The following is a 23,502-nucleotide window of genomic DNA, read 5'->3' on the forward strand; positions in this document are numbered from 1 at the left end:
GCCTCCGGGGCGGCAGGCCTCCAGGCCGACAGCCCTACAGCGCCTGGCAGTTGCTCGTCATCGCCCGCCCCGCGAACCGCTCCCCCAGCCACTCCACCACGTCGTTGATCGCCTGCGGATCACCGAGCAGATGGTCACCCGCGTACGACTTCCACCGCGTCTCGACCCCCGCGTCGCAGTACGCCCGCCGGGTGCCGTAACCGGTCTCCGCCGGGATGACCTCGTCGAGGAGGCCGCGGTACTGGAGGACCGGGAAGCCGATCTCGTAGCGCGCCCCGGAGCCGGACGGGCCGATGCCGACGCCGAGTTTGTTGCCGTCGACGAGTTCGCCCCAGGTGGTGCCGTCGGGGCCGCGGAGGGCGTAGATGTCGGCCAGGGAGAGGTGGTCGGTGGTGTAGTTCTCGATGCGGGCGCCGACGAACTGGGCCACCGTGCCGACCGCGCACAGGGACTTGGCCTTCGCGATCGCCTTGCGGCCCTGGTCGTTGAGGAGTTCGTCGAAGGGCATCTCCGGGTGGGTGACCGACAGGCCGATGACCGCGTCGACGAGGAACCCGGCGAATCCACCGCCGTTGAGCTGTGCGCCGACCTGCTTGAGGTCGCCGGGAACCCCGCCCGAGGCCACGCCCGCCATTTTCAGCTCGGGCGCGTAGGAGGCGGCGAGTTGGGCCGCCCAGAGGCTGGCGGAGCCACCCTCCGAGTAGCCCCAGAGGCCCACTTGAGCGGTCGGGCTCACCCCGCTGCCGGGCACCTTGGCGGCGACCCGCGCCATGTCCAGCACCGCGTGACCGGCGTCGAGGCCGGAGACGTACGGGTGGACCTGGCCGTCGAGGTAGCCGACGCCGTCGGTCGCGGCGACCGCGTACCCGGCATTGAGGAGGGCCGCGAGGTTCGGGCCCTCGTAGGCGTCGACGTACTCACCGGCGAGCTGCTTGGAGAAGGCGCACTGCGGGCCGATGCCGAGGGTGCCGGGGGCGAAGGAGACCAGGGGGCGTTCGCCGGGCCCGGCCCACGCCTCCTCCGGCACGACGACGGTCCCGGCGACGGCGATCGGCTTCCCGTGCGCGTCGGTGGAGCCGTACTGCACCTTCCACGCCTTCATGGGCGTGCCGCTGCCCACCATCGGCAGCGAGTCGACGGCACGGCAGGCGATGACGGTGCCGGGGGCGGACGGCCGGTCCGGGGGCCGGTAGATGTCCGCGTCGGCGGCGGTGCAGGCCTCCGGTGTCCCGGCCTCGGCGGTGACCGCGGGTACCGCCAGGGCTCCCCCGAGCAGTACGGCCGCGACCCCTAGGAACAACGGCTTCCGTTTCCTCTTCACCTCAGAGCGTCCCTTCTGTGCGGTGAATGGGAGCCGTGAGGTTACGGAACCGTAGGTAAGCACTGATAGTTAAAAGACGACGAAGCGGAACGGCCGCGACTGCGCCCCGCTGACTAGCGCGCGGATATCCCTCTCACCGGCGAGGCAGCGCCCCGGGCCGCTCGCGATACTGGAACGGCCCCTGCCCCGAGGAGCCGCCGATGTCCGCTCACCCCTGGTTCGCACCGCTGGTCAAGCGGGTGCGTACCGCGAATCCGTACGTCGTCGACACCGCGCTCGCCGCGCTCGTGCTGTTCGCCGTCTCGCTCCAGTGGATCTTCCCCGACGAGGGAGACGACCGGCTGACCTGGCAGGGCTGGCTGCTCGGCGCGGCCACCGCCGTACCCCTGGTCTGGCGGCACCGGGCGCCGTTCGCGATGGCCTGCGCGGTGTCGGTGGCCACCCCCGCGCAAGCGCTGTACCACGCCCCGCCGCCGGACGTGATGTACGCCGGTCTGGTCGTCCTCTACACGATGGCCGCCCGGGGCACGCCGTGGCAGCGGCGCTTCATGCTGGTGGGCTGGACGATCGGGGTCTCGCTCGTCATGACGCACAAGGAGAGCCCGGAGCCCTTCGAGTACGCCTTCCAGCTGATGAGCGTGGCCTGCGCCTACGCGTTCGGTGTGCTCGCCCGCGTCCAGCGTGCCTACACCGCCGAACTGGAGGACCGGGCACGGCGGTTGGAGCGGGAGCGGGCCGCGGACACCGCGCGGGCGACGGCCCAGGAGCGGGCCCGGATCGCCCGGGACATGCACGACATCCTGGCCCACGCGGTGAGCCTGATGGTGGTGCAGGCCGAGGCCGGGCCGGTGGTGGTGCGCAGTGATCCGGCGCGCGCGGAGGCCGCGTTCGACGCGATCGCGGGGGCGGGCCGGGACGCGATGGCGCAGTTGCGCCGCATCCTCGGCGTCCTCAAGGAGGAGCAGCGCAACGGGACTTCACCGCAGCCGGGCCTGAAGGCGCTGCCCGCCCTGGTCCGCCAGGTGGGTGAATCCACCGGCCTGCGGGTCAAGTTGAACACGACCGGCGATCCGCTCCCCCTCCCGCCGGACACCGACATCGCCGCCTACCGGGTCGTCCAGGAGGCGCTCACCAACACGGTCAAGCACGCGTACGCTTCCTCCGCGACCGTCGAACTCGATTGGACGGAGGAGGCGTTGACGCTGACGGTGACGGACGACGGCTGCGGCCCCACGGGGTCGGGAAGCGGACCCGCGAGGCCGGGCGGCGGGCACGGTCTGATCGGCATCCGGGAGCGGGCGGCCGCCTGCGGCGGCGAGGCTCGCGCCGGGCGCGGCCCGGACGGCGGCTTCCGGGTCGTCGTACGCCTCCCGGCCGGTGACCGGCAGGCGGCGCTCGGGTGAGCATCCGGGTGGTCGTCGCCGACGACCAGGAACTCGTGCGCAGCGGCTTCAGCATGATCCTGGAGGCGCAGGCGGACATCGAGGTCGTCGCCGAGGCCGGGGACGGCGCGGAGGCGGTCGCCGCGGTGCAGCGGCACACGCCGGACGTGCTGCTCCTCGACATCCGTATGCCGGTGATGGACGGCCTGGAGGCGGCCCGCCGGGTGTGCGGGCAGTCCGCCTGCAAGGTCGTCATGCTGACCACGTTCGACCTGGACGAGTACGTCTACGAGGCCCTGTACGCGGGCGCCAGCGGTTTCCTCCTCAAGGACGTGCGCCGGGACGACCTGGTGCACGCCGTGCGGGTCGTCGCCGCCGGGGACTCGCTGCTCGCGCCGGCCGTGACCCGGCGGCTGGTCGCGGACATCGTGCGCCGCCGCCGGGAGGAGGCCACGGCCGAGGTCACCCCGGACCGCCTGGAGGTGCTGACCGCCCGCGAGGTGGAGACGCTGCGGATGCTGGCGCGGGGGCTCTCCAACGCGGAGATCGCCACCACGCTGTTCGTCAGCGAGCACACCGTGAAGACCCATGTCAGCAATGTGCTGAGCAAGTTGGGGCTGCGGGACCGCGTCCAGGCGGTGATCTGCGCCTATGAGACGGGTCTGGTGGTGCCGGGGTCGTCCGACGACAATGGCGGACCATGATCACGATTGGTTCGCTGCGCCCCGAGGACCGGGCCGGCTGGGAAGAACTCGCGCGCGGCTACAAGGCGTTCTACCGCACCGAGGTGCCGGACGAGGGCTACGAGGAGATGTGGCACCGCCTCCTGGACGGCGAGGAGGTGTACGGGGTCGGCGCCTGGACGGCGGACGGAAAGCTGGTCGGCATCACCCACTATCTCTTCCACGTCGCGGGCTGGACGGCGGACGTCTGCTATCTCCAGGACCTGTTCGTCGACGAGGCGGTACGCGGCCAGGGCGTCGCCCGCGCGCTCATCGAGCACGTGGCGGGAGTGGCCCGTGAGCGGGGCGCCGCCCGGCTGTACTGGACGACCCAGGAGCACAACACCACCGCCCGTGCCCTGTACGACAAGGTGGCGGCGTTCAACGGGTTCCTGCGCTACGACTACCCGCTCGCGCGGTAGCGCCGAAGGCACGGTTCCTCCCCCACGGGAGTGAGATGGCCCGTCGCCTCCCCCGTACGACGGAGTCCCGGAAACCGCTCCCTCCGGCGATCCGGCGCCACCCCCTCCCCCGCGAGTCTGAGGGCATCAACCGACGCCTCGCCGGGAGGGACCGTGCTCTCCACACTCGCCCGGACGGCCACACGCCGTCCGCTCACCGTCATCGCCCTGTGGGTGCTCTTCCTGCTGCTCGGCTTCGGGCTCGGCACCGGCGTTTTCGGGCGCCTGTCGGACAACGTGCCCGAGGTGCCGGGCACCGAGTCGGAGGCGGCCGCGGAGTATCTCGACCGGGTCGACCCGTCCGGCGACTCGATCACCGCGGTCGTCGAGGGCACCGCCGTCACCGACCCCGCGCTGCGGACCCAGGTCGAGCAAGCCGTCGCCGACGTACGGAAGATCGCCGGGGTGGCCGCCGTACCGGACCCGTACGCGACGCCCGGTCTGACCGCCGAGGACGGGCGGGCGCTCCTCGTCCCGGTCGCGCTCAAGGGCGGGCTCGACGACGACGCCGAGGAACGGGCCGTGAACGACGCGGCCGACCGCATCAAGCAGATCGCCGCGCCCGAAGTCCACGTCAGCGGCGGTCCGTTGCTGGGGCTCCAGATCGGCGAGAAGGCCCAGGAGGACGTCCGGAACGCGGAGTTGATCTCCCTGCCCGTGGTCCTCGCGCTGCTTCTCGTCGTCTTCGGCGGGCTGCGCTCGGCCGCGCTGCCCCTCGTCATCGCGGTGAGCGGCATCGCGGGCGCGTTCCTCGCGCTGTTCCTGTTCAGCTCGGTCACCGACATCTCCGTGTACGCGATCCAGGTGACGACGATGCTGGGCCTCGGACTCGCCGTGGACTACGCCCTGTTGATGCTGGTCCGCTTCCGCGAGGAACGCCGGACGACGGAGGACGTCGTCGAGGCCGTGCACCGTACGGTCGCCGCGGCCGGGCGGACCGTGCTGTTCTCCGGGCTCACCGTGGCGGTCAGCCTCACCGGGCTGCTGGTCTTCCCGAGCGTCTTCCTGCGCAGCATGGGCCTCGCGGTGGCCGCCGTGGTCGTCGTCGACATGCTCGCCGCGGTCACGCTGCTGCCCGCGCTGCTCACCCGCTTCGGCCGGAAGATCCCGCCCGCGAAGGACCGGCCGGAGAGCGAGGAGGGCCGCGTCTTCGCCCGCCTGGCCCGCTTCTCCGCACGCAACCGGATCGCCGTCCTGGCCGTGATCGTCCCCGCCCTGCTGGTGCTCGCTCTCCCTGTCACAGGCATGCGGATCAACCTCGGCGACGCCCAGCAACTGCCGTCGAGCACCGAGGCACGGCAGTTGTACGACACCGTCGCCGCCCACTTCCCGCCGGGCACCGGTGTCTCCCCGATCACCGTCGTCCTCAAGCCCGGCACCGACGCGGGCACCGCCGACCGCATCCGCGCCCTGTCACCGCGCGCCGAGTCCCGGGACGTGCCGGGCGGCACCACGGTCGTGGAGCTGCCGCCGACCGGCAGCGTGGACGGGGACGCGGCGACCGGCCTGGTGAAGCAGGTACGCGACCTGCGGGGGGACGCGCCCGTCGAGGTCACGGGCCCCGCCGCCCGCCTCGTCGACTTCCGGGCCATGCTCGCCGACCGGGCGCCCTGGGCCGCGCTGACCGTGCTGGCCGGCATCTTCGTCCTGCTGTTCGCCTTCACCGGCTCGGTGCTGATCCCGCTGCGCACGATCGCGACGACGCTGCTGAGCCTGGGTGCCGCGCTGGGTGCGGTGGTGTGGGTGTTCCAGGACGGACACCTGGCCGGGCTGCTGGGCGCCGAGGGCCTCGGGTCGCTGAGCCTGACGGCACCGCCGCTGATCATCGCGATCGCCTTCGGCCTGGCGATGGACTACGAGCTGTTCATTCTGGCCCGGATGCGGGAGGCGCGCCGGGTCAGCGGGGACGACCAGGAGGCCGTGGTGACGGGCCTGCGCCGCTCGGGCCGGGTGGTGACCTGCGCCGCCCTCCTGCTGGCCGTGGTCTTCGGCGCCTTCATGACGGGCGGCTTCTCCCCCATCCTCCAGATCGGACTCGGACTCACCCTCGCGGTACTGATCGACGCCACCGTCGTACGCATGCTCCTCGTCCCGGCGACGATGGGCCTGCTCGGACGCCGGGCGTGGTGGGCACCGAAGCCGCTGCGGCGAGTGCATGACCGGTTCGGCCTGAGGGAGGAGGGGGCGACCGCACCACGGGTACCGACGAACGCCTGAGAGCTCCCGATACACAGGGGACCCGGCCGACGAGCCGGGTCCCCTTTCGCGTGCGGCGGCTAGAGTTTTTTCATGGGTGGGGACACGGGGGAACGGCCCACGCGGCCGTGCAAATGGTGCGGCAAGCCTGTCGAGCAGCCGCGCAGCCGGTGGCGTCGGCGGGGTTTTTGCAGCAAGTCGCATCGGCGCAGGAACCGGGTGATGGAGGCCGTGTTCGAGTTCCTGGACTTCTGGTAGTCCGCGCCGCCGCGCTGGTCCTCACCGGAATCTCAGGAAGCGGCACGGGGATTCAAAGGATCAGCACATCTGCGCGACGCAGGATGCCCACGCAAAGGCGGATATCTCAGGAAGGCCTGCCGTGGGCGTCTCGCACATATCGAACCGGTCCGACCAGCCGTCGGAGAGGTGGTCGCGGCGCGGAGTGCTCACCGTGCTCGGCGTCGTCCCCGCCGCTGTGCTCACCGGATGCAGCGGGTCGGCCGACGCCACGGAGGAGGCCACGGCGACGGCGTCGGTGAAGCCCGCCGCGACGAAGAAGCCGGTCATCACGGTCAGCCCCGCCGACGGCACGAAGAAGGCCGCGTTCACCAGCCCCGTCGAGGTCACCGTGACCGACGGCACCCTCGCCTCCGTCGAGGTCAGCGGCAACGACGGCTCGACGCTCGACGGCACCTTCGACGACGCGAAGACCACCTGGACGTCGACCGAGAACCCGTACTCGGGGACGAAGTACACGGTGACGGCGAAGGCACAGGGCGCCGACGCGGAGACCGCCACCTTCACCACCAAGTCGCCCGGCGAGACCTTCGTCGGCTACTTCACCCCCGAGGCCGGCTCCACGTCCGGCGTCGGCATGCCGGTCTCGATCAACTTCACGCACGCCGTGTCCGACAAGGCCGCCGTCGAGAAGGCGATCACGGTGACCGCGGAACCGGCCGTCGAGGTGGTCGGCCACTGGTTCAGCGACACCCGCCTCGACTTCCGGCCCGAGACGTACTGGGCGGCCGGCACGACCATCACGCTCGGGCTGCGGCTGAAGGACGTCGAGGGCACGGACGGGGTCTACGGCGTCCAGTCCAAGGACGTCACCTTCCACATCGGGCGCGAGCAGATCAGCACCGTCGACCTGTCCGCGAAGGAGATGGTGGTGAAGCGGGACGGGACGACGTACGCCACCTACCCCGTCTCCGGCGGCGACGCCGACCACACCACCTGGTCCGGGATCATGGTGATCAGCGAGCGGTTCAAGGAGACCCGGATGGAGTCCTCCACCGTCGGACTGGGCGACGAGTACGACATCTCCGACGTGCCGCACGCCCAGCGCCTCACCACCTCCGGCACCTTCATCCACGGCAACTACTGGGCGTCCACCTCGGTGTTCGGCAGCCAGAACACCAGCCACGGGTGTGTCGGTCTGCATGACGCCAAGGGCGCGAACGACAGCTCGGTGCCGGGCTACAAGTTCTACGACAGCTCGATGCTCGGCGATGTCGTCATCGTCAAGAACTCCGGTGAGAAGACGGTCGATCCGGCGAACGGGCTCAACGGCTGGAACCTGTCGTGGGCGGACTGGAAGGCGGGCAGCGCGCTTTAGGGCAGCACGCTTTAGGGCGTATGCGCCGTTCATGACCTGAACTTGCCTGGAGCGAAAGGACTTTCCTTGTTTTAAGTCTTGACGGCCTCCCCGTCGGAGAGCACATTGGGCCCACTTTGAGAGCGCTCTCAAAGGTTCTCAAGAGGTACCCGCGCACCCATCTCCGTACCCGAGAGGCACCCCCATGAGTGACACCTCCGGCATACCCAGACGGCGACGGGCCCTGGTCGCCGTCCTCGCCACGCTCGGTCTGGCGGCGGCCGCGGCCTCGGCCGCGACCCTCCCCGCGAACGCCTCCGCGCCCACGCCTCCCTCGGGCTGGACGCAGGTGTTCCTCGACGACTTCAACGGCTCCGCCGGGACCGGCGTGAACACCTCCAACTGGCAGTACGCGACCGGGACTTCGTATCCCGGCGGCCCCGCCAACTGGGGCACCGGCGAGGTCGAGACGATGACGAACAGCACCTCCAACGTCTCGCTCGACGGCAACGGCAATCTGCGCATCACCCCGATCCGCGACTCGGCCGGAAGGTGGACGTCGGGCCGCATCGAGACCAACCGCACCGACTTCCAGCCCCCGTCCGGCGGCAAGCTGCGCGTCGAGGCGCGCATCCAGATGCCGAACGTCACCGGCACGGCGGCCGAGGGCTACTGGCCCGCGTTCTGGATGCTGGGCGCGCCCTACCGCGGCAACTACCAGAACTGGCCGAGCGTCGGCGAGCTGGACATCATGGAGAACGTCCAGGGCATGAACCGCGTGTGGGCCACCATGCACTGCGGCACCAACCCGGGCGGCCCGTGCAACGAGACGACGGGCATCGGCAACAACGTCGCCTGTCCGGGTTCGACCTGCCAGTCGGCGTTCCACACCTACACCATGGAGTGGGACCGCTCGGTGAGCCCCGAGACGATCCGCTTCTACGTGGACGGCACGCAGTTCCACTCGGTCAACGCGGGCCAGATGGACGCGACGACCTGGGCCAACGCCACCAACCACGGCTTCTTCATCATCCTGAACGTGGCGATGGGCGGCGCCTTCCCCGACGCGTTCGGCGGCGGCCTCGACAGCGGCACCCAGTCCGGTGTGCCGATGACGGTGGACTACGTCCAGGTGCTGTCGGCCAGTGGGAGCGGTACCACGCCTCCCCCGTCGGGCAGCCGTGACGCCTACAGCGCCATCCAGGCCGAGTCGTACAACAGCCAGTCCGGCACGATCACCGAGACCACCACCGACACCGGCGGCGGCCAGAACATCGGCGCGCTGGCCAACGGCGACTGGGCCCTCTTCCAGAACGTCAACTTCGGCTCCACGGCGGCGACTCAGTTCGTGGCCCGGGTGGCGAGCGGCGCCGGCAGCGGGGTCAGCGGCCTGGTCGAGGTACGCCTGGACAGCCGCTCCAACGCCCCCATCGGCAGCTTCGCCCTGGCCAACACCGGGGGCTGGCAGTCCTGGCGGACGGTACCGGCGAACATCTCGTCGGTGACGGGGACGCACGACGTGTATCTGACGTTCACGAGCGGCCAGCCGGCGGACTTCGTGAACGTGAACTGGTTCAACTTCGGGCACTGACAGACCCGTTGGCGAGGGGCTCCGCGCGTGCGGGGCCCCTCAGCGCAGTTCCGCCCGGAACCCCACCGGCGTCTGCCCCGCGTGGAGTTGGAAGAACTTCGAGAAGTTCGCCGCGTCCGCGAACCCCACCGCCGCGCCCACCCGCCCGATGGGCAGGTCCGTGTGGGCGAGGAGGCGTTTGGCCTCCAGGACGACCCGCTTGTCGATGAAGCCCTTCGGGGTCTCTCCCGTCGCCGCGCGGACCGCGCGGACCAGGGTCCGGCGCGAGTAGCCGAGGGCGTCGGCGTAGGCGCTGACGCTGTGGTTCGTGGCGAAGTCCTTCTCCACCGCGTCGCGGAACAGGGTGAAGGTCGTGTCCGACCGGGCCAGCGCCGCCTCCTGCGAGCTCGCGGCGAGATGCGCGAGGCGGAGCAGGAACGCCGTGAGGGAGTGGCGGAGGACGGCCGTGTGCAGGCTGAGCGGGAGCGTCGCCGTGTCCTTGTACTCGCGTCGCAGCTGCGCCAGTGACGCCCCCAGCCCCGCCAGTTGCTCCGCGTCGGGGTGGAGCAGCGGCGGCAGGTCGTAGCGGTACAGGCCCGTCGCCTCCACCGTCGCCCTGGGCAGGAAGCCCGGTTGCATGGTCAGGACCGTTCCGCGGTACCCGCTGAACTTCGAGAAGCGGTGGACCTGGCCCGGGCGGATCCAGAGCAGGTCGCCCGCGTACGCCTCGTACTCGGCGAAGTCGATCATGTGGCGGACGGGGCCCTTGTCGAAGAGCATCACGACATGGAAGTCGATCCGGTGGACGCGGTGCAGCGGAGCGTCGGCGCGCCAGGTGCGGTGCGGGCCCATCGGGCCGACCTGCATGCCGACGCCGCCTTCGCTCAGCTCGACCGGGAAGGGGAACGTTCTGATCCCGTCACCGTCGCCGCCTTGGGATGTTCTGTCCGCCATGTCCTTCTCGCGTCGCCTCGAAGCCGCTGTCCGTGTCCCACTTTCACCACAGGCTGACACACCTCGACCTTCCCTCATAAAAGTCAGACTTTTAGAGTCGAACGCGTCTCACCAGGAACGATGCACGAATCCATGAACTCTTGAAGAGGACTGGTCACAGATGAGCACGCAGACACCGGGCGGCGCGGACAGCGCGGACAGCTTCGAGTGGACCGACCTCGACCGGCGTGCCGTCGACACCGCCCGTCTGCTGGCGGCCGACGCCGTGCAGAAGGTCGGGAACGGGCACCCGGGCACCGCCATGAGCCTCGCCCCGGCCGCCTACACGATCTTTCAGAAGCTGATGCGGCACGACCCGGCGGACCCGGAGTGGACCGGCCGGGACCGGTTCGTGCTGTCCCCCGGACACACCTCTCTCACCCTCTACACCCAGCTCTTCCTCTCCGGGTACGAGCTGGAGCTCGACGACCTCAAGGCGTTCCGCACCCAGGGCTCCAAGACCCCCGGCCACCCCGAGTACGGGCACACCGCGGGCGTGGAAACCACCACCGGTCCGCTCGGGCAGGGCGTCGCCAACGCCGTCGGCATGGCCATGGCCGCCCGCTACGAGCGCGGCCTCTTCGACCCCGAGGCGCCGCAGGGCGAGTCGCCCTTCGACCACACCGTCTGGGCCATCGTCTCCGACGGCGACCTGGAAGAGGGCGTCTCCGCCGAGGCCTCCTCCCTCGCCGGGCACCAGAAGCTCGGCAACCTGGTCTTCCTCTACGACGACAACCACATCTCCATCGAGGGCGACACCGCGACCGCCTTCTCCGAGGACGTGCTGAAGCGGTACGAGGCCTACGGCTGGCACACCCAGCGCATCGAGCCCACCGGCGACGGCGACATCGACGTACCGACCCTGTACGCGGCGCTGAAGGCCGCGCGGGACGAGACCGAGCGGCCCTCGATCATCGCGATGCGCACGATCATCGCCTGGCCCGCGCCCAACGCCCAGAACACCGAGGCCTCCCACGGCTCGGCGCTCGGCGCGGACGAGATCGCGGCCACCAAGCGGGTCCTGGGCTTCGACCCGGAGCGGTCCTTCGAGGTCGCCGACGAGGTGCTCGCGCACAGCCGCCGCGCCCTCGACCGCGGTGCCGAGGCGCACGCCGCCTGGGACAAGCGGATCGCCGAGTGGCGCGCGGACCAGCCCGAGCGCGCCGCCCTCTTCGACCGGGTCGTCGCAGGACAGCTCCCCGAGGGCTGGGAGGACGCGCTGCCCGTCTTCGAGGAGGGCAAGTCCGTCGCCACCCGCGCCGCCTCCGGCAAGGTCCTCCAGTCGCTGGGCGCTGTGCTCCCCGAGCTGTGGGGCGGCTCCGCCGACCTGGCCGGCTCCAACAACACCACCATCGACAAGACCTCCTCCTTCCTCCCGAAGGGCAACCCCCTCCCCGAGGCGGACCCCTACGGCCGTACGGTCCACTTCGGCATCCGCGAGTTCTCGATGGCGGCCGAGATGAACGGCATCGCCCTGCACGGCAACACCCGCATCTACGGCGGCACCTTCCTGGTGTTCTCCGACTACATGCGCAACGCCGTCCGCATGGCCGCGCTCATGCAGCTGCCCGTCACCTACGTCTGGACCCACGACTCCATCGGGCTCGGCGAGGACGGCCCCACCCACCAGCCGGTCGAGCACCTCGCCTCGCTGCGCGCCATCCCGGGCCTGAACGTCGTACGGCCCGCCGACGCCAACGAGACCGCGATCGCCTGGGCCGAGATCCTCCGGCGGCACAGCACCAAGCCCGCCCCGCACGGCCTCGCCCTCACCCGGCAGGGCGTGCCGACCTACGCGCCCAACCCGGACGCGGCCAAGGGCGGTTATGTGCTCCAGGACGCGTCCACCGAGACCCCGGACGTCGTCCTCATCGCCACCGGCTCCGAGGTGCAGCTCGCCGTCGCCGCGCGGGATCAGCTGGAGGCCGAGGGGATCGGCGCCCGCGTGGTGTCGATGCCGTCCGTGGAGTGGTTCGAGGAGCAGCCGCGCGAGTACCGCGACAGCGTCCTTCCGCCGTCCGTGCGAGCCCGTGTCGCAATCGAGGCCGGGATCGGCCTGACGTGGTACCGGTTCACAGGTGACGCAGGACGCATCGTCTCTCTCGAACACTTCGGCGCCTCCGCCGACGCCCAGACCCTTTTCGCCGAGTACGGCTTCACCGCCGAGAACGTCGCCGCAGCCGCCAGGGAATCCCTCGCCGCCGCGCGTGGTTGATCCGACCGCCAGAAAGAAGATGATCACTGTGACCGAAGCAACCGCGACCGCGGGAGCACTCAAGCGCCTGTCCGACGAGGGCGTCTCCATCTGGCTGGACGACCTGTCGCGCAAGCGGATCGAGTCGGGGAACCTCGCCGAACTCGTCGAGAACAAGAACGTCGTCGGCGTCACCACCAACCCCTCCATCTTCCAGGCCGCCATCGGCTCGGGTGAGGGGTACGAGGAGCAGCTCACCGACCTCGCCGTGCGCGGCGTGACGGTCGACGAGGCCGTCCGCATGATGACGACCGCCGACGTCCGCGCCGCCGCCGACATCCTGCGCGGCGTGTACGACGCCACCGACGGCCGGGACGGCCGGGTCTCCATCGAGGTCGACCCGCGGCTCGCCCACGAGACGGCCGCCACGATCGCCGAGGCCAAGCAGCTGGCCTGGCTGGTGAACCGCCCCAACGTCATGATCAAGATCCCGGCGACGAAGGCCGGCCTCCCGGCGATCACCGAGGTCATCGGCCTCGGGATCAGCGTCAACGTCACGCTGATCTTCTCGCTGGAGCGCTACCGCGAGGTCATGGACGCCTACCTCGCCGGTCTGGAGAAGGCCGCCGCGAAGGGCCTCGACCTCTCCACGATCCACTCCGTGGCCTCCTTCTTCGTCTCCCGCGTCGACTCCGAGATCGACAAGCGGCTGACCGTCCTCGGCACGGACCAGGCCCTCGCGCTCAAGGGCAAGGCGGCCCTCGCCAACGCCCGGCTCGCGTACGAGGCGTACGAGGAGGTGTTCGCCGGGGAGCGCTTCACCGCCCTCTCCGGCGCCCGCGCCAACAAGCAGCGTCCGCTCTGGGCCTCGACCGGCGTGAAGGACCCGGCGTACAAGGACACCCTGTACGTGGACGACCTGGTCGCGCCCGGCACCGTCAACACCATGCCGGAGGCGACCCTGAACGCCGCCGCCGACCACGGCGAGATCACCGGCGACACCGTCACCGGCGGCTACGCCCAGGCGCGCGCCGACCTGGCCGCCGTGGAGGCTCTGGGGATCTCGTACGACGAGGTCGTGCAGCAGCTGGAAGACGAGGGCGTCGCCAAGTTCGAGGTGGCCTGGAACGACCTGCTGGCCACCGTCTCGAAGTCGCTGGACAGCAAGGGGGTCGACGCGGAATGACCGGGATTCCTGCCAACGAGACGGTCACCGAGGCCTTCGACTGGGACAACCCGCTGCGTGACCCCCGCGACCGGCGTCTGCCCCGCATCGCCGGTCCGTCCGGGCTCGTCATCTTCGGTGTCACCGGTGACCTGTCCCGCAAGAAGCTGATGCCGGCCGTGTACGACCTGGCCAACCGCGGCATGCTGCCGCCGGGCTTCTCGCTCGTCGGGTTCGCCCGGCGGGACTGGGAGGACCAGGACTTCGCGCAGGTCGTGCACGACTCGGTGCGCGAGCACGCGCGGACGGAGTTCCGCGAGGAGGTCTGGCAGCAGCTCGCCGAGGGCATGCGGTTCATCCCGGGCGACTTCGACGACGACCAGGCGTTCAAGCAACTCGCCGAGGCGGTCCAGGAGTTGGACTCCTCGCGCGGTACCAGCGGCAACTACGCCTTCTATCTCTCCGTACCGCCGAAGTTCTTCCCCAAGGTCGTCCAGCAGCTGAAGAAGCACGGGCTGGCGGACGCCCCGGAGGGGTCCTGGCGGCGGGCGGTCATCGAGAAGCCGTTCGGCAGCGATCTCGCCAGCGCGCGGGAGCTGAACGCGCTCGTGCACGACGTGTTCGACCCGGAGCAGGTCTTCCGGATCGACCACTACCTCGGCAAGGAGACCGTCCAGAACATCCTGGCGCTCCGCTTCGCCAACCAGATGTACGAGCCGATCTGGAACCGGTCGTACGTCGACCACGTTCAGATCACCATGGCGGAGGACATCGGCATCGGCGGCCGGGCCGGGTACTACGACGGCATCGGCGCCGCCCGTGACGTCATCCAGAACCACCTCCTCCAGCTGATGGCGCTCACCGCCATGGAGGAGCCGATCGCCTTCGACGCGGACGCGCTGCTCACCGAGAAGCTGAAGGTGCTGAAGTCGGTGCGGCTGCCGAAGGACCTCGGCAAGCACACCGTGCGCGGCCAGTACGCGACCGGATGGCAGGGCGGCGCCAAGGTCGCCGGCTATCTCCAGGAGGACGGGATCGACGCGAAGTCGAAGACCGACACCTACGCGGCCATCAAGCTGGAGATCGACAACCGACGCTGGGCGGGCATCCCGTTCTATCTGCGCACCGGCAAGCGGCTCGGCCGCCGGGTCACGGAGATCGCGGTCGTCTTCAAGCGCGCCCCGCACTCCCCCTTCGACTCCACGGCCACCGAGGAGCTCGGGCAGAACGCGATCGTCATCCGCGTCCAGCCGGACGAGGGCATGACCGTGCGGTTCGGGTCGAAGGTGCCGGGCACCTCGATGGAGATCCGGGACGTGTCGATGGACTTCGCCTACGGCGAGTCGTTCACGGAGTCCTCGCCCGAGGCGTACGAGCGGCTCATCCTGGACGTCCTCCTCGGCGACGCCAACCTGTTCCCCCGCCACCAGGAAGTGGAAGAGTCCTGGAAGATCCTCGACCCGATCGAGGAGTACTGGGCACGGCACGGCAAGCCCGCGCAGTACGCGTCGGGCAGCTGGGGACCGAAGGAAGCCGACGAGATGCTCGCACGAGACGGACGGAGCTGGCGCAGGCCATGAAGATCGACCTGACCGACACCACGGCAAGCAAGATCAACAAGGCGCTGGTACAGGGGCGCCGCGCCATCGGCACCCCCGCCGTGGGCATGGTCCTGACGATGGTGATCGTCACGGACGAGGAGAACGCCTACGACGCGATCAAGGCGGCCGAGGAGGCCTCGCACGAGCACCCCTCGCGCACCCTGGTCGTCATCAAGCGGCACGCCCGCACCCCGCGCGACCGCCAGGCGTCCAGGCTGGACGCCGAGGTCCGGGTGGGCGCCGACGCCGGCACCGGCGAGACGGTCGTGCTGCGCACCTACGGCGAGGTGTCCGACCACGCCGACTCGGTCGTCCTGCCGCTGCTGCTGCCGGACGCGCCGGTCGTCGTGTGGTGGCCGGTGGACGCGCCGGAGAACCCGTCGAAGGACCCGCTGGGCGCGCTGGCCCAGCGCCGGATCACCGACCTGTACGCGGTGGAGAACCCGCTTGAGGTGCTGGACACCCGGGTGCGCTCCTACGCGCCCGGTGACACCGACCTCGCGTGGACCCGGCTGACCCCGTGGCGCTCCATGCTGGCGGCGGCCCTGGACCAGGCCCGCGCGAAGATCATCTCGGGGGCGGTGGAGGCCGAGGCCGACAACCCGGCCGCCGAGCTGCTCGCGCGCTGGCTGGAGGCGCGGCTGAAGGTGAAGATCGACCGCGTCGTCACCGCCGGTCCGGTCGTCACGGCCGTACGCCTTGGCACCGCGGACGGCGAGGTCGTCATCGACCGTCCCGAGGGCCCGCTGGCCACGCTGTCCCTGCCGGGCCAGCCCTCGCGGACGCTCGCGCTGAAGGTCCGCACCACCTCCGAACTCATCGCCGAGGAGCTCAGGCGCCTCGACGCGGACGAGATGTACGCCGTCGCCCTGCGGGGCGAGGGCCGCGCCAAGGAGACCCCCGCCCATGTCTGACTCACCCCTGTTGACCCGTCGCCCCGAGTGGACGGCTCTCGAGGACCACCGCGCCGAAGGGCTCACGCAGCTGCGGGAGTTGTTCGCGGACGACCCCGGGCGCGCCGAGCGGTACGTGGTGCGCGTGGGCGATCTGCGCATCGACTACTCCAAGCACCTCATCACCGACGAGACGCTGGCCCTGCTCCAGGAACTGGCCGCCGCCACCGACGTGTTCGGGCTGCGGGACGCCATGTTCCGCGGCGAGAAGATCAACCTCACTGAGGACCGGGCGGTCCTGCACACCGCGCTGCGGGCGTCGCGGGACGCGGTCGTCAAGGTCGACGGCGAGAACGTCGTGCCGCAGGTGCACGCCGTCCTCGACAAGATGAGCGACTTCGCCGGCCGCGTGCGCTCGGGCGAGTGGACCGGCCACACCGGCAAGCGGATCAGGAACGTCGTCAACATCGGCATCGGCGGCTCCGACCTCGGTCCGGCGATGGCGTACGAGGTGCTGCGGCCGTACACGGCACGGGACCTGACGTTCCGTTTCGTGTCGAACGTGGACGGCGCCGACCTGCACGAGGCGACCCGTGACCTGGACCCGGCGGAGACGCTGTTCATCGTCGCGTCCAAGACCTTCACGACGATCGAGACGATCACCAACGCGACGTCGGCGCGGTCCTGGCTCCTGGAGGGTCTGGGTGGCGACGACAAGGCGGTCGCCAAGCACTTCGTGGCGCTGTCGACGAACGCCGGGAAGGTCACCGAGTTCGGGATCGACCCGGACAACATGTTCGAGTTCTGGGACTGGGTCGGCGGCCGCTACTCCTACGACTCGGCGATCGGCCTCTCCCTGATGATCGCCATCGGCCCGGACCGCTTCCGGGAGATGCTCGACGGCTTCCGCATCGTCGACGAGCACTTCCGCACCGCACCCGCCGAGGCCAACGCCCCGCTGATCCTGGGCCTGTTGGGCATCTGGTACGGCAATTTCCTCGGCGCCCAGTCGCACGCGGTGCTGCCGTACAGCCACTACCTGTCCAAGTTCACCGCCTACCTCCAGCAGCTGGACATGGAGTCCAACGGCAAGTCGGTGCAGCGGGACGGCCGGCCCGTGGACTGGCAGACCGGTCCGGTGGTGTGGGGCACGCCCGGCACCAACGGGCAGCACGCCTACTACCAGTTGATCCACCAGGGCACGAAGGTGATCCCGGCGGACTTCATCGGGTTCGCCCGGCCCGTGGGTGAGCTGAGTGACGAACTCAAGGCGCAGCACGACCTGTTGATGGCGAACTTCTTCGCCCAGACACAGGCCCTCGCCTTCGGCAAGACGCCGGACGAGGTGCGCGCCGAGGGGGTGCCCGAGGAGCTGGTCGTCCACAAGACGTTCAAGGGCAACCACCCGACGACGACGATCCTCGCCCGTGAGCTGACGCCGTCCGTGCTCGGCCAGTTGATCGCGCTGTACGAGCACAAGGTGTTCGTGCAGGGCGCCGTCTGGAACATCGACTCCTTCGACCAGTGGGGTGTCGAGCTGGGCAAGGTGCTCGCCAAGCGGGTCGAACCCGCGCTGACCGAAGGGGCGGACGTCCCTGGTCTCGATGCCTCGACCGCCGCTCTGGTGGCCGCTTACCGTGAACTGAAGGAAGTGCACTGACATGCAGCTCGGACTCATCGGCCTCGGCAAGATGGGTGGCAACATGCGCGAGCGGATCCGCCGCGCAGGGCACACCGTGATCGGCTACGACCGCAACCCCGAGATCTCGGACGTGGCCAGCCTCGCCGAGCTGGTCGACAAGCTCGAAGGCCCGCGCGTGGTCTGGGTGATGGTCCCGGCCGGCGCCCCGACCCAGTCGGTCGTGGACGAGCTGGGTGACCTGCTCTCCGCCGGCGACACGGTCGTCGACGGCGGCAACTCCCGCTGGACGGACGACGAGAAGCACGCCGAGGAGCTCGCCGCCAAGGGCATCGGCTTCGTCGACGCGGGCGTCTCGGGCGGTGTCTGGGGGCTGGAGAACGGCTACGCGCTCATGGTCGGCGGCGACGCCGAGCACGTGGCGAAGGTCCAGCCGGTCTTCGACGCCCTGAAGCCCGAGGGCGACTTCGGGTTCGTCCACGCCGGCAAGGTCGGCGCGGGGCACTTCGCGAAGATGGTCCACAACGGCATCGAGTACGCCATGATGCAGGCCTACGCCGAGGGCTGGGAGCTGCTGGAGAAGGTCGACTCCGTCACCGACGTGCGCGAGGTCTTCCGCTCCTGGCAGGAGGGCACGGTCATCCGCTCCTGGCTGCTCGACCTCGCGGTCAACGCCCTGGACGACGACGAGCACCTCGACAAGCTGCGCGGCTACGCGGAGGACTCCGGCGAGGGCCGGTGGACCGTCGAGGCGGCCATCGACAACGCCGTACCGCTGCCCGCGATCACGGCCTCCCTGTTCGCGCGGTTCGCGTCCCGCCAGGACGACTCCCCGCAGATGAAGATGATCGCGGCGCTGCGCAACCAGTTCGGCGGCCACGCGGTCGAGTCGAAGTAGGCGCACCGTGGGGGATCTCCTGCTGGTCCGCCACGGGGAGACGGAGTGGAGCGTGTCGGGCCAGCACACCAGCTGGACCGACCTGCCCCTCACCACCCATGGTGAGGAACAGGCTAAGGCGCTCGCTCCGCTCCTGTCCGGACGGACCTTCTCACTGGCGCTGACCAGCCCGCTGGGCCGCGCGATACGCACCGCCGAACTCGCGGGCGTCACCGGGGCGTTGCCCTACGACGACCTGCACGAATGGGACTACGGCGGCTACGAGGGTGTCACCACCGTCGACATCCACCGCACCCGCCCCGACTGGTACCTCTGGACGGACGGTGTGCCGCCCGGCCCCGAGGGCCACCCGGGCGAATCGCCCGCCGAGGTCGGCGCCCGCGCCGACCGGGTGCTGGCCCGCGTGGACACGGCCCTCCCGCAGGGGGACGTGATCCTCGTGGCACACGCCCACTTCCTGCGGGTGCTCACGGCCCGCCGACTGGGCCTGGAACCGGCGGACGGCCGCCTGTTCCAGCTGGCGACCGGCACGGTGAGCCGGCTGTCGACGGAGCACGACCGGCCTGTGATCGCCGAGTGGAACACCCGCGTCTGAGAACGCACCGGCGGCACGGCACGCGGAGTTGTGGCATTAGAGTCCCGCTTGATGGACCTCAATGATCTGACTCCGGCCGAGCTGCGGGTGTGGGAGGCGTTTCCGACCGGCGCTGCCGTGGACTTCCAGGGCAGCGCCGAACGGACCGTGCGGGCCGTGGTGTTGCGGGCGCTGATGTTGAACGGGCCGCGGCAGGACGGGGAAGTGCCCGTACTGAGGGTGGCGGGAGCGCACATCACGGGCGTGCTCGATGTCCGGTATGGGGCGGTCGAAACGTATGTCCGGCTGAGTCGGTGCCGGTTCGACGAAGCACCGCTTCTGTACGGCTGTGAGTTCCGGCAACTCAACCTGAGTGGTTCGGAGTTGCCAGGGCTCGCCGCCGCGACCCTTCGCGTGGACGGCGTGCTCAGACTGACCGACTGCCGATTCACAGGGCCGGTCGCCCTGGGCGGCTCCCAGATCTCCGGCGCCCTCTTCATGGACCGCGCCGAGTTCCACACCCCCGACGACTCCGACGAACCCGCCCTCCGCCTCAACCACGCCTCCATAGGCGAGGACCTCGTGGCCCCCGGCATCCGCGTCCACGGCCGGATGGTGTGCAACGACGCCTCCGTCGACGCCTCGGTCAACCTCATGGACGCGATGCTGGAGAATCCCGACGGTACGGCCCTCGACGCCCAGACCCTCTCCGTCGCCTCCGACGTGCACGCCCGCCGCCTCACCGCCGTCGGACGGCTCGACCTGCGCGGCGCGCGCGTCACCGGCCGACTCGACCTCGCGCACTCCCGGTTGTCGAACCCCGGCCACACCGTGCTCCAGGCGAGCAGCTCGGTGATCGGGGAGTTGTGGCTCAACGAGGCCGAGCCCCTCGATGGCTCGGTGAACTTTCGGCAGACGCAGACCGATCTGCTGCGGGTGGCCCCGGAGACCCTGGCCGGCGAGGTGCGGCTCAACGGCCTCAGCTACACCATGCTGTCCCCGCACGTCCCGGCCGAGCGCTGGCTGCCCGTGCTGCGGCGGGACGTCGACGGCTATGTCCCGCACGCCTACGAGCAGTTGACCGCGTTGTACCAGCGGATCGGCGACGACCATGCCGCGCGGCTGGTCCAACTCGCCAAGCAGCGCCGCCTGCGCACCACCCGCGCCTGGTACGGCCGCCTGTGGGGCTACCTCCAGGACGTCACCGTCGGCTACGGCTTCCGTCCCCTGCGTGCCCTGGCCTGGCTGCTCTCGCTCCTCGCCGTGGGCACGATCGCGTACGGCCTGCACGAGCCGCCGGCGCTCAAGGCGTCCGAACACCCGGATTTCAGCCCGGTGTTCTTCACCCTCGACCTGCTCCTGCCGGTGATCAGCTTCGGGCAGGAGGGCGCCTTCGCCCCCAAGGGCGGCTATCAGGCGCTCTCCTACGCCCTGGTGATCACGGGCTGGTTGCTCGCCACCACGGTGATCACCGGCATCACCCGCGCCGTCAGCCGCCAGTGACCGTGTGCTGCGCGGCCAGCCGCACCGGCGCGTTCTGGGCGCCGTACCCGCGATAGCCGCCGTCGCGCTGGACGAGTTCGAAGAAGACGCGGCCGACCGTGCGGGTGTAGCAGTGCCGGAACTCGCCGTACGCGTCCCGGTCGTAGAGGATGCCGAGCTCGCGGTACGTCTCCAACTCGCCCTCGGCGAACTCGAATCGGGCGGCCAGGTCGTCGTAATAGTTGGCCGGGATCGGCAGGACGCGGCCGCCCGCCTCCCGGAACCGGCGCGCCGCCGTCACCACGTCGTCCGTCGCCAGGGCGATGTGCTGCGCGTGCACGGTGTCGTCGGTCGGGGCCGCGCCCACGGACAGCGCGATCCGCACGCTGCCGTCCGCGTTCGTCACCGCGCGGCTGCGCATCAGCCCGTACGGGTCGGCGACGTCCACGCTCTCCTGGGCGTGCAGCCCGAGCACGCTGCGGTGGAAGAGCGCCGCCTCGTCGAACTGGTGCCAAGGCTGGACGAGAGCGAGATGATCGATCCTGCGCACGCCACCAGAGCCACCCTCGTGCGGCACCTCCTCGAAGTCGGCGCGCCAGTTGGGCAGTTCGGTGCGGTCCGTCGCGCAGAAGAACAGCTCCGTGCCGTCCGGTGCCGCCACCGCGTCCAGCGGAGCGTCCGCCACCGCTCGTCGCCGCGGCAGCACCGGCGCGAGCAGTGCCTCCGCCCGCAGGGCCGCTCCCGCCGGGTCGGGTGACTCCAGGCCGATCGCGGCGAGGCTCGTGCCGTCGCGGCGGCCCGCCGGTCCCGTGTTCACGAGCACCCGTGCCTCGCCCTGCTGCCACAGGTCGACCGGCTTGCTTCGGTGCCGTGCCGTGCGGCTGAAGCCGAGCGCGCCGAGCATCGCGGCGACCGGTTCGGCGTCCGGCGTGAGCAGTTCGGCGAAGGCCACGCCGGTGGGGACGACGGGGGCGGGCGGGGTCGTGACGCCGACCGTCTCCTGGAGCAGGAGCAGCGAGCGGTGTGCGTCGACCGCCGTGGGGCCCGCCTCGGCCTGCCGGTAGACGTCGTTGAAGACCTCCAGGGACAGCGGTCCGTCGTACCCCGTGTGCAGGACCCGGCGGACCAGGTCCGCGACGTCGAAGCCGCCCTGGCCCGGGAAGCAGCGGTAGTGGCGGCTCCACTGGAGGACGTCCATCGCGAGCAGCGGGGCGTCGGCCAGCTGGAGGAAGAAGATCTTCTCGCCGGGGATGTCCTCGATGCCCTTGGGGTCGCTGCCGCGGGAGAGGATGTGGAAGCTGTCGAGGCAGGTGCCGAGCGCGGGGTGGTCCGCCGCCTCGACGATGCTCCAGGCGTGGTCGTACGTGCTCACGTGCCGGCCCCAGGCGAGTGCCTCGTACGCGACGCGGATGCCGAACTCCTGGGCCAGTCCTGCCAGTTCGCGCAGCTGCCCGGCGGCCAGCGCGTCGTCGTCCACCGCGAGCGGATGCACGCTGGAGCAGACGAGGACGGTGTCGGCGCCGAGCCGGCTCATCAGCTCGAACTTGTGCCGGGCCCGGCGCAGGTTCGCCGCGAACACGTCGGCCGGTACCGCCTCCATGTCCCGCATGGGTTGGTAGAGGTCGATGCTCAGGCCCAGGTCCGCGCACCTCGCCCGGATCTCCTCCGGTGCGAGGGGGCTGGCGAGCAGGTCGTTCTCGAAGATCTCCACGCCGTCGAAGCCGGCCCGGGAGGCGGCCGTGAGCTTCTCGGTGAGGGAGCCGCTGAGGGAGACGGTGGCGATGGACGTACGCACGGCGGTACCTCTCTCTACTTCGGTGCGCTGACGGCGCCCGCCAGTTCCCCGATGTCCGCGAGCATGCGCGCCGCGTCGGGTTCCCGGCCGGTGAAGAGACGGAACGCGTCCACGGCCTGGAAGGCGGCCATCCCGCCGCCGTCGAGGGTGGCGCAGCCCATCGCGCGGGCGGTGCGGAGCAGTTCCGTCTCCAGCGGGCGGTAGACCACCTCGGCGATCCACAGCCCGGGGTGCAGGAGTGCGGCGGGGAAGGGCAGGCCGGGGTGGGCGGCCATGCCGGTGGGGGTGGCGTGGACGATGCCGTCGGCGTCCGCGAGGAGCTTCGCGAGCCGGTCCGGCGTTGCGTGGGCCGCCCGGCCCTCGCCGAAGTGGCGGTTGAGGGAGGCGGCGAGGGCGGCCGCCCGGTCGGCCAGCGCGTCGACGAGGGTGACCCGCCCGGCGCCGAGGGTGAGCGTGGCGTGCGCGACGGCCGCGCCGGCGCCGCCCGCGCCGAGCTGTACGACCCGCTCCAGCGGTACGTCGGGCAGACCGCGGGCGAAGGAGGCGGCGAAGCCGGTGACGTCGGTGTTGTGGCCGACGGCCCGGCCGCCCTCGAAGACGACCGTGTTGACCGCGCCGAGCGCCTCTGCCTGCGCGGACAGCCCGTCGAGGTGCTCGATGACGAGCTGCTTGCACGGGTGGGTGATGTTGAGCCCGTCGAAGCCGAGGTCGCGGGCCGAGCGCACCAGGTCGCCGACCGCCTCCGGCGGGACGCCGAGGGTGTCGATGTCGATGAGCCGGTACAGGTAGCGCAGCCCTTGTCGGTCGGCCTCCCGCTCGTGCAGGGCGGGGCTGAGGGACGGGCCGATGCCCGCGCCGATCAGTCCGACGAGATACGAGTCCTTGGCCACGCGGACCTCCTGAGCGGCTCACAATGTACGAACTAGTAAGTTAGTCATAACACCGGGAGCCTCCGCTTGGGAAGCCCTCACCCGCCGCGCGGGCGTGGCCGCCTTCTAGAATCTGCGGCACGCGGCCGAAGA

At 70.6% G+C, this 23,502-nt stretch carries 18 protein-coding genes; 14 read left to right on the plus strand and 4 right to left on the minus strand.

The features are described from left to right. Positions 1-34: 34 nt before the first annotated feature. Positions 35-1,321, minus strand: coding sequence for a lipase family protein (locus IQ210_RS27515; RefSeq protein WP_256785472.1), 1,287 nt, complete (start codon positions 1,319-1,321; stop codon positions 35-37). A gap of 200 nt (positions 1,322-1,521) precedes the next feature. On the opposite strand from IQ210_RS27515, the gene IQ210_RS27520 reads away from it, so the two are divergent. The 6 genes from IQ210_RS27520 to IQ210_RS27545 all read left to right on the plus strand — a co-directional run bounded on the left by IQ210_RS27520 (position 1,522) and on the right by IQ210_RS27545 (position 9,267). After that, on the plus strand, positions 1,522-2,724 hold the full coding sequence (locus tag IQ210_RS27520; RefSeq protein WP_194081815.1) for a sensor histidine kinase: 1,203 nt from the start codon (positions 1,522-1,524) through the stop codon (positions 2,722-2,724). Continuing rightward, positions 2,721-3,407 (plus strand): response regulator, encoded by a 687-nt coding sequence (locus IQ210_RS27525; RefSeq protein ID WP_194081816.1) that lies wholly within the window; start codon positions 2,721-2,723, stop codon positions 3,405-3,407. The genes IQ210_RS27520 and IQ210_RS27525 overlap by 4 nt, the downstream gene beginning before the upstream one ends. Then, entirely contained in the window at positions 3,404-3,847 is a 444-nt protein-coding gene (locus IQ210_RS27530) for a GNAT family N-acetyltransferase (protein ID WP_194081817.1), read from the plus strand. The genes IQ210_RS27525 and IQ210_RS27530 overlap by 4 nt, the downstream gene beginning before the upstream one ends. A gap of 153 nt (positions 3,848-4,000) precedes the next feature. Continuing rightward, positions 4,001-6,103: an MMPL family transporter gene (locus tag IQ210_RS27535; protein WP_194081818.1), complete on the plus strand. Its 2,103-nt coding sequence runs from the start codon at positions 4,001-4,003 to the stop codon at positions 6,101-6,103. A gap of 358 nt (positions 6,104-6,461) precedes the next feature. Beyond that, positions 6,462-7,697: a L,D-transpeptidase gene (locus IQ210_RS27540; protein ID WP_194081819.1), complete on the plus strand. Its 1,236-nt coding sequence runs from the start codon at positions 6,462-6,464 to the stop codon at positions 7,695-7,697. Between the two features lie 184 nt (positions 7,698-7,881). Further along, the gene (locus IQ210_RS27545) at positions 7,882-9,267 is read left to right on the plus strand and encodes a glycoside hydrolase family 16 protein (RefSeq protein WP_194081820.1); all 1,386 of its coding nucleotides are present in this window, start codon (positions 7,882-7,884) and stop codon (positions 9,265-9,267) included. 39 nt (positions 9,268-9,306) lie between these two features. Here the strand turns inward: IQ210_RS27545 and IQ210_RS27550 are convergent, their stop codons facing one another. Continuing rightward, a complete protein-coding gene (locus IQ210_RS27550) occupies positions 9,307-10,200 on the minus strand; it encodes a helix-turn-helix domain-containing protein (RefSeq protein WP_194081821.1) in 894 nt (297 codons plus the stop codon). Positions 10,201-10,360: 160 nt separating this feature from the next. Here IQ210_RS27550 and tkt point away from each other — a divergent pair, with 160 nt between their 5' ends. The 8 genes from tkt to IQ210_RS27590 are packed head-to-tail and all read left to right on the plus strand — an operon-like array spanning position 10,361 to position 20,706. Continuing rightward, positions 10,361-12,454 (plus strand): transketolase, encoded by a 2,094-nt coding sequence (gene tkt, locus IQ210_RS27555; RefSeq protein WP_194081822.1) that lies wholly within the window; start codon positions 10,361-10,363, stop codon positions 12,452-12,454. Positions 12,455-12,473: 19 nt separating this feature from the next. Then, positions 12,474-13,619, plus strand: coding sequence for a transaldolase (gene tal / locus IQ210_RS27560; RefSeq protein WP_194081823.1), 1,146 nt, complete (start codon positions 12,474-12,476; stop codon positions 13,617-13,619). Then, positions 13,616-15,178: a glucose-6-phosphate dehydrogenase gene (gene zwf, locus IQ210_RS27565; protein WP_194081824.1), complete on the plus strand. Its 1,563-nt coding sequence runs from the start codon at positions 13,616-13,618 to the stop codon at positions 15,176-15,178. The genes tal and zwf overlap by 4 nt, the downstream gene beginning before the upstream one ends. Then, the gene (opcA, locus tag IQ210_RS27570; protein ID WP_194081825.1) at positions 15,175-16,113 is read left to right on the plus strand and encodes a glucose-6-phosphate dehydrogenase assembly protein OpcA; all 939 of its coding nucleotides are present in this window, start codon (positions 15,175-15,177) and stop codon (positions 16,111-16,113) included. The genes zwf and opcA overlap by 4 nt, the downstream gene beginning before the upstream one ends. Further along, positions 16,106-17,752: a glucose-6-phosphate isomerase gene (gene pgi / locus IQ210_RS27575; protein ID WP_194081826.1), complete on the plus strand. Its 1,647-nt coding sequence runs from the start codon at positions 16,106-16,108 to the stop codon at positions 17,750-17,752. The genes opcA and pgi overlap by 8 nt, the downstream gene beginning before the upstream one ends. A gap of 1 nt (position 17,753) precedes the next feature. Beyond that, positions 17,754-18,629: a phosphogluconate dehydrogenase (NAD(+)-dependent, decarboxylating) gene (gene gnd / locus IQ210_RS27580; RefSeq protein WP_194081827.1), complete on the plus strand. Its 876-nt coding sequence runs from the start codon at positions 17,754-17,756 to the stop codon at positions 18,627-18,629. Between the two features lie 7 nt (positions 18,630-18,636). After that, positions 18,637-19,224: a histidine phosphatase family protein gene (locus tag IQ210_RS27585; protein WP_194081828.1), complete on the plus strand. Its 588-nt coding sequence runs from the start codon at positions 18,637-18,639 to the stop codon at positions 19,222-19,224. A 51-nt stretch (positions 19,225-19,275) separates the two neighbouring features. Further along, on the plus strand, positions 19,276-20,706 hold the full coding sequence (locus IQ210_RS27590) for a membrane-associated oxidoreductase (RefSeq protein ID WP_194081829.1): 1,431 nt from the start codon (positions 19,276-19,278) through the stop codon (positions 20,704-20,706). On the opposite strand, the gene IQ210_RS27595 is transcribed toward IQ210_RS27590, so the two are convergent. Further along, positions 20,693-22,480, minus strand: a complete 1,788-nt coding sequence (locus IQ210_RS27595; RefSeq protein WP_194081830.1) for a bifunctional sugar phosphate isomerase/epimerase/4-hydroxyphenylpyruvate dioxygenase family protein — start codon at positions 22,478-22,480, stop codon at positions 20,693-20,695. The two genes, IQ210_RS27590 and IQ210_RS27595, sit on opposite strands and share 14 nt — an antisense overlap. Positions 22,481-22,494: 14 nt before the next feature. After that, on the minus strand, positions 22,495-23,370 hold the full coding sequence (locus IQ210_RS27600) for a shikimate dehydrogenase (protein ID WP_194081831.1): 876 nt from the start codon (positions 23,368-23,370) through the stop codon (positions 22,495-22,497). Between the last annotated feature and the right edge of the window lie 132 nt (positions 23,371-23,502).

Source organism: Streptomyces justiciae, from assembly GCF_015163075.1.
Taxonomy (GTDB): domain Bacteria; phylum Actinomycetota; class Actinomycetes; order Streptomycetales; family Streptomycetaceae; genus Streptomyces; species Streptomyces justiciae.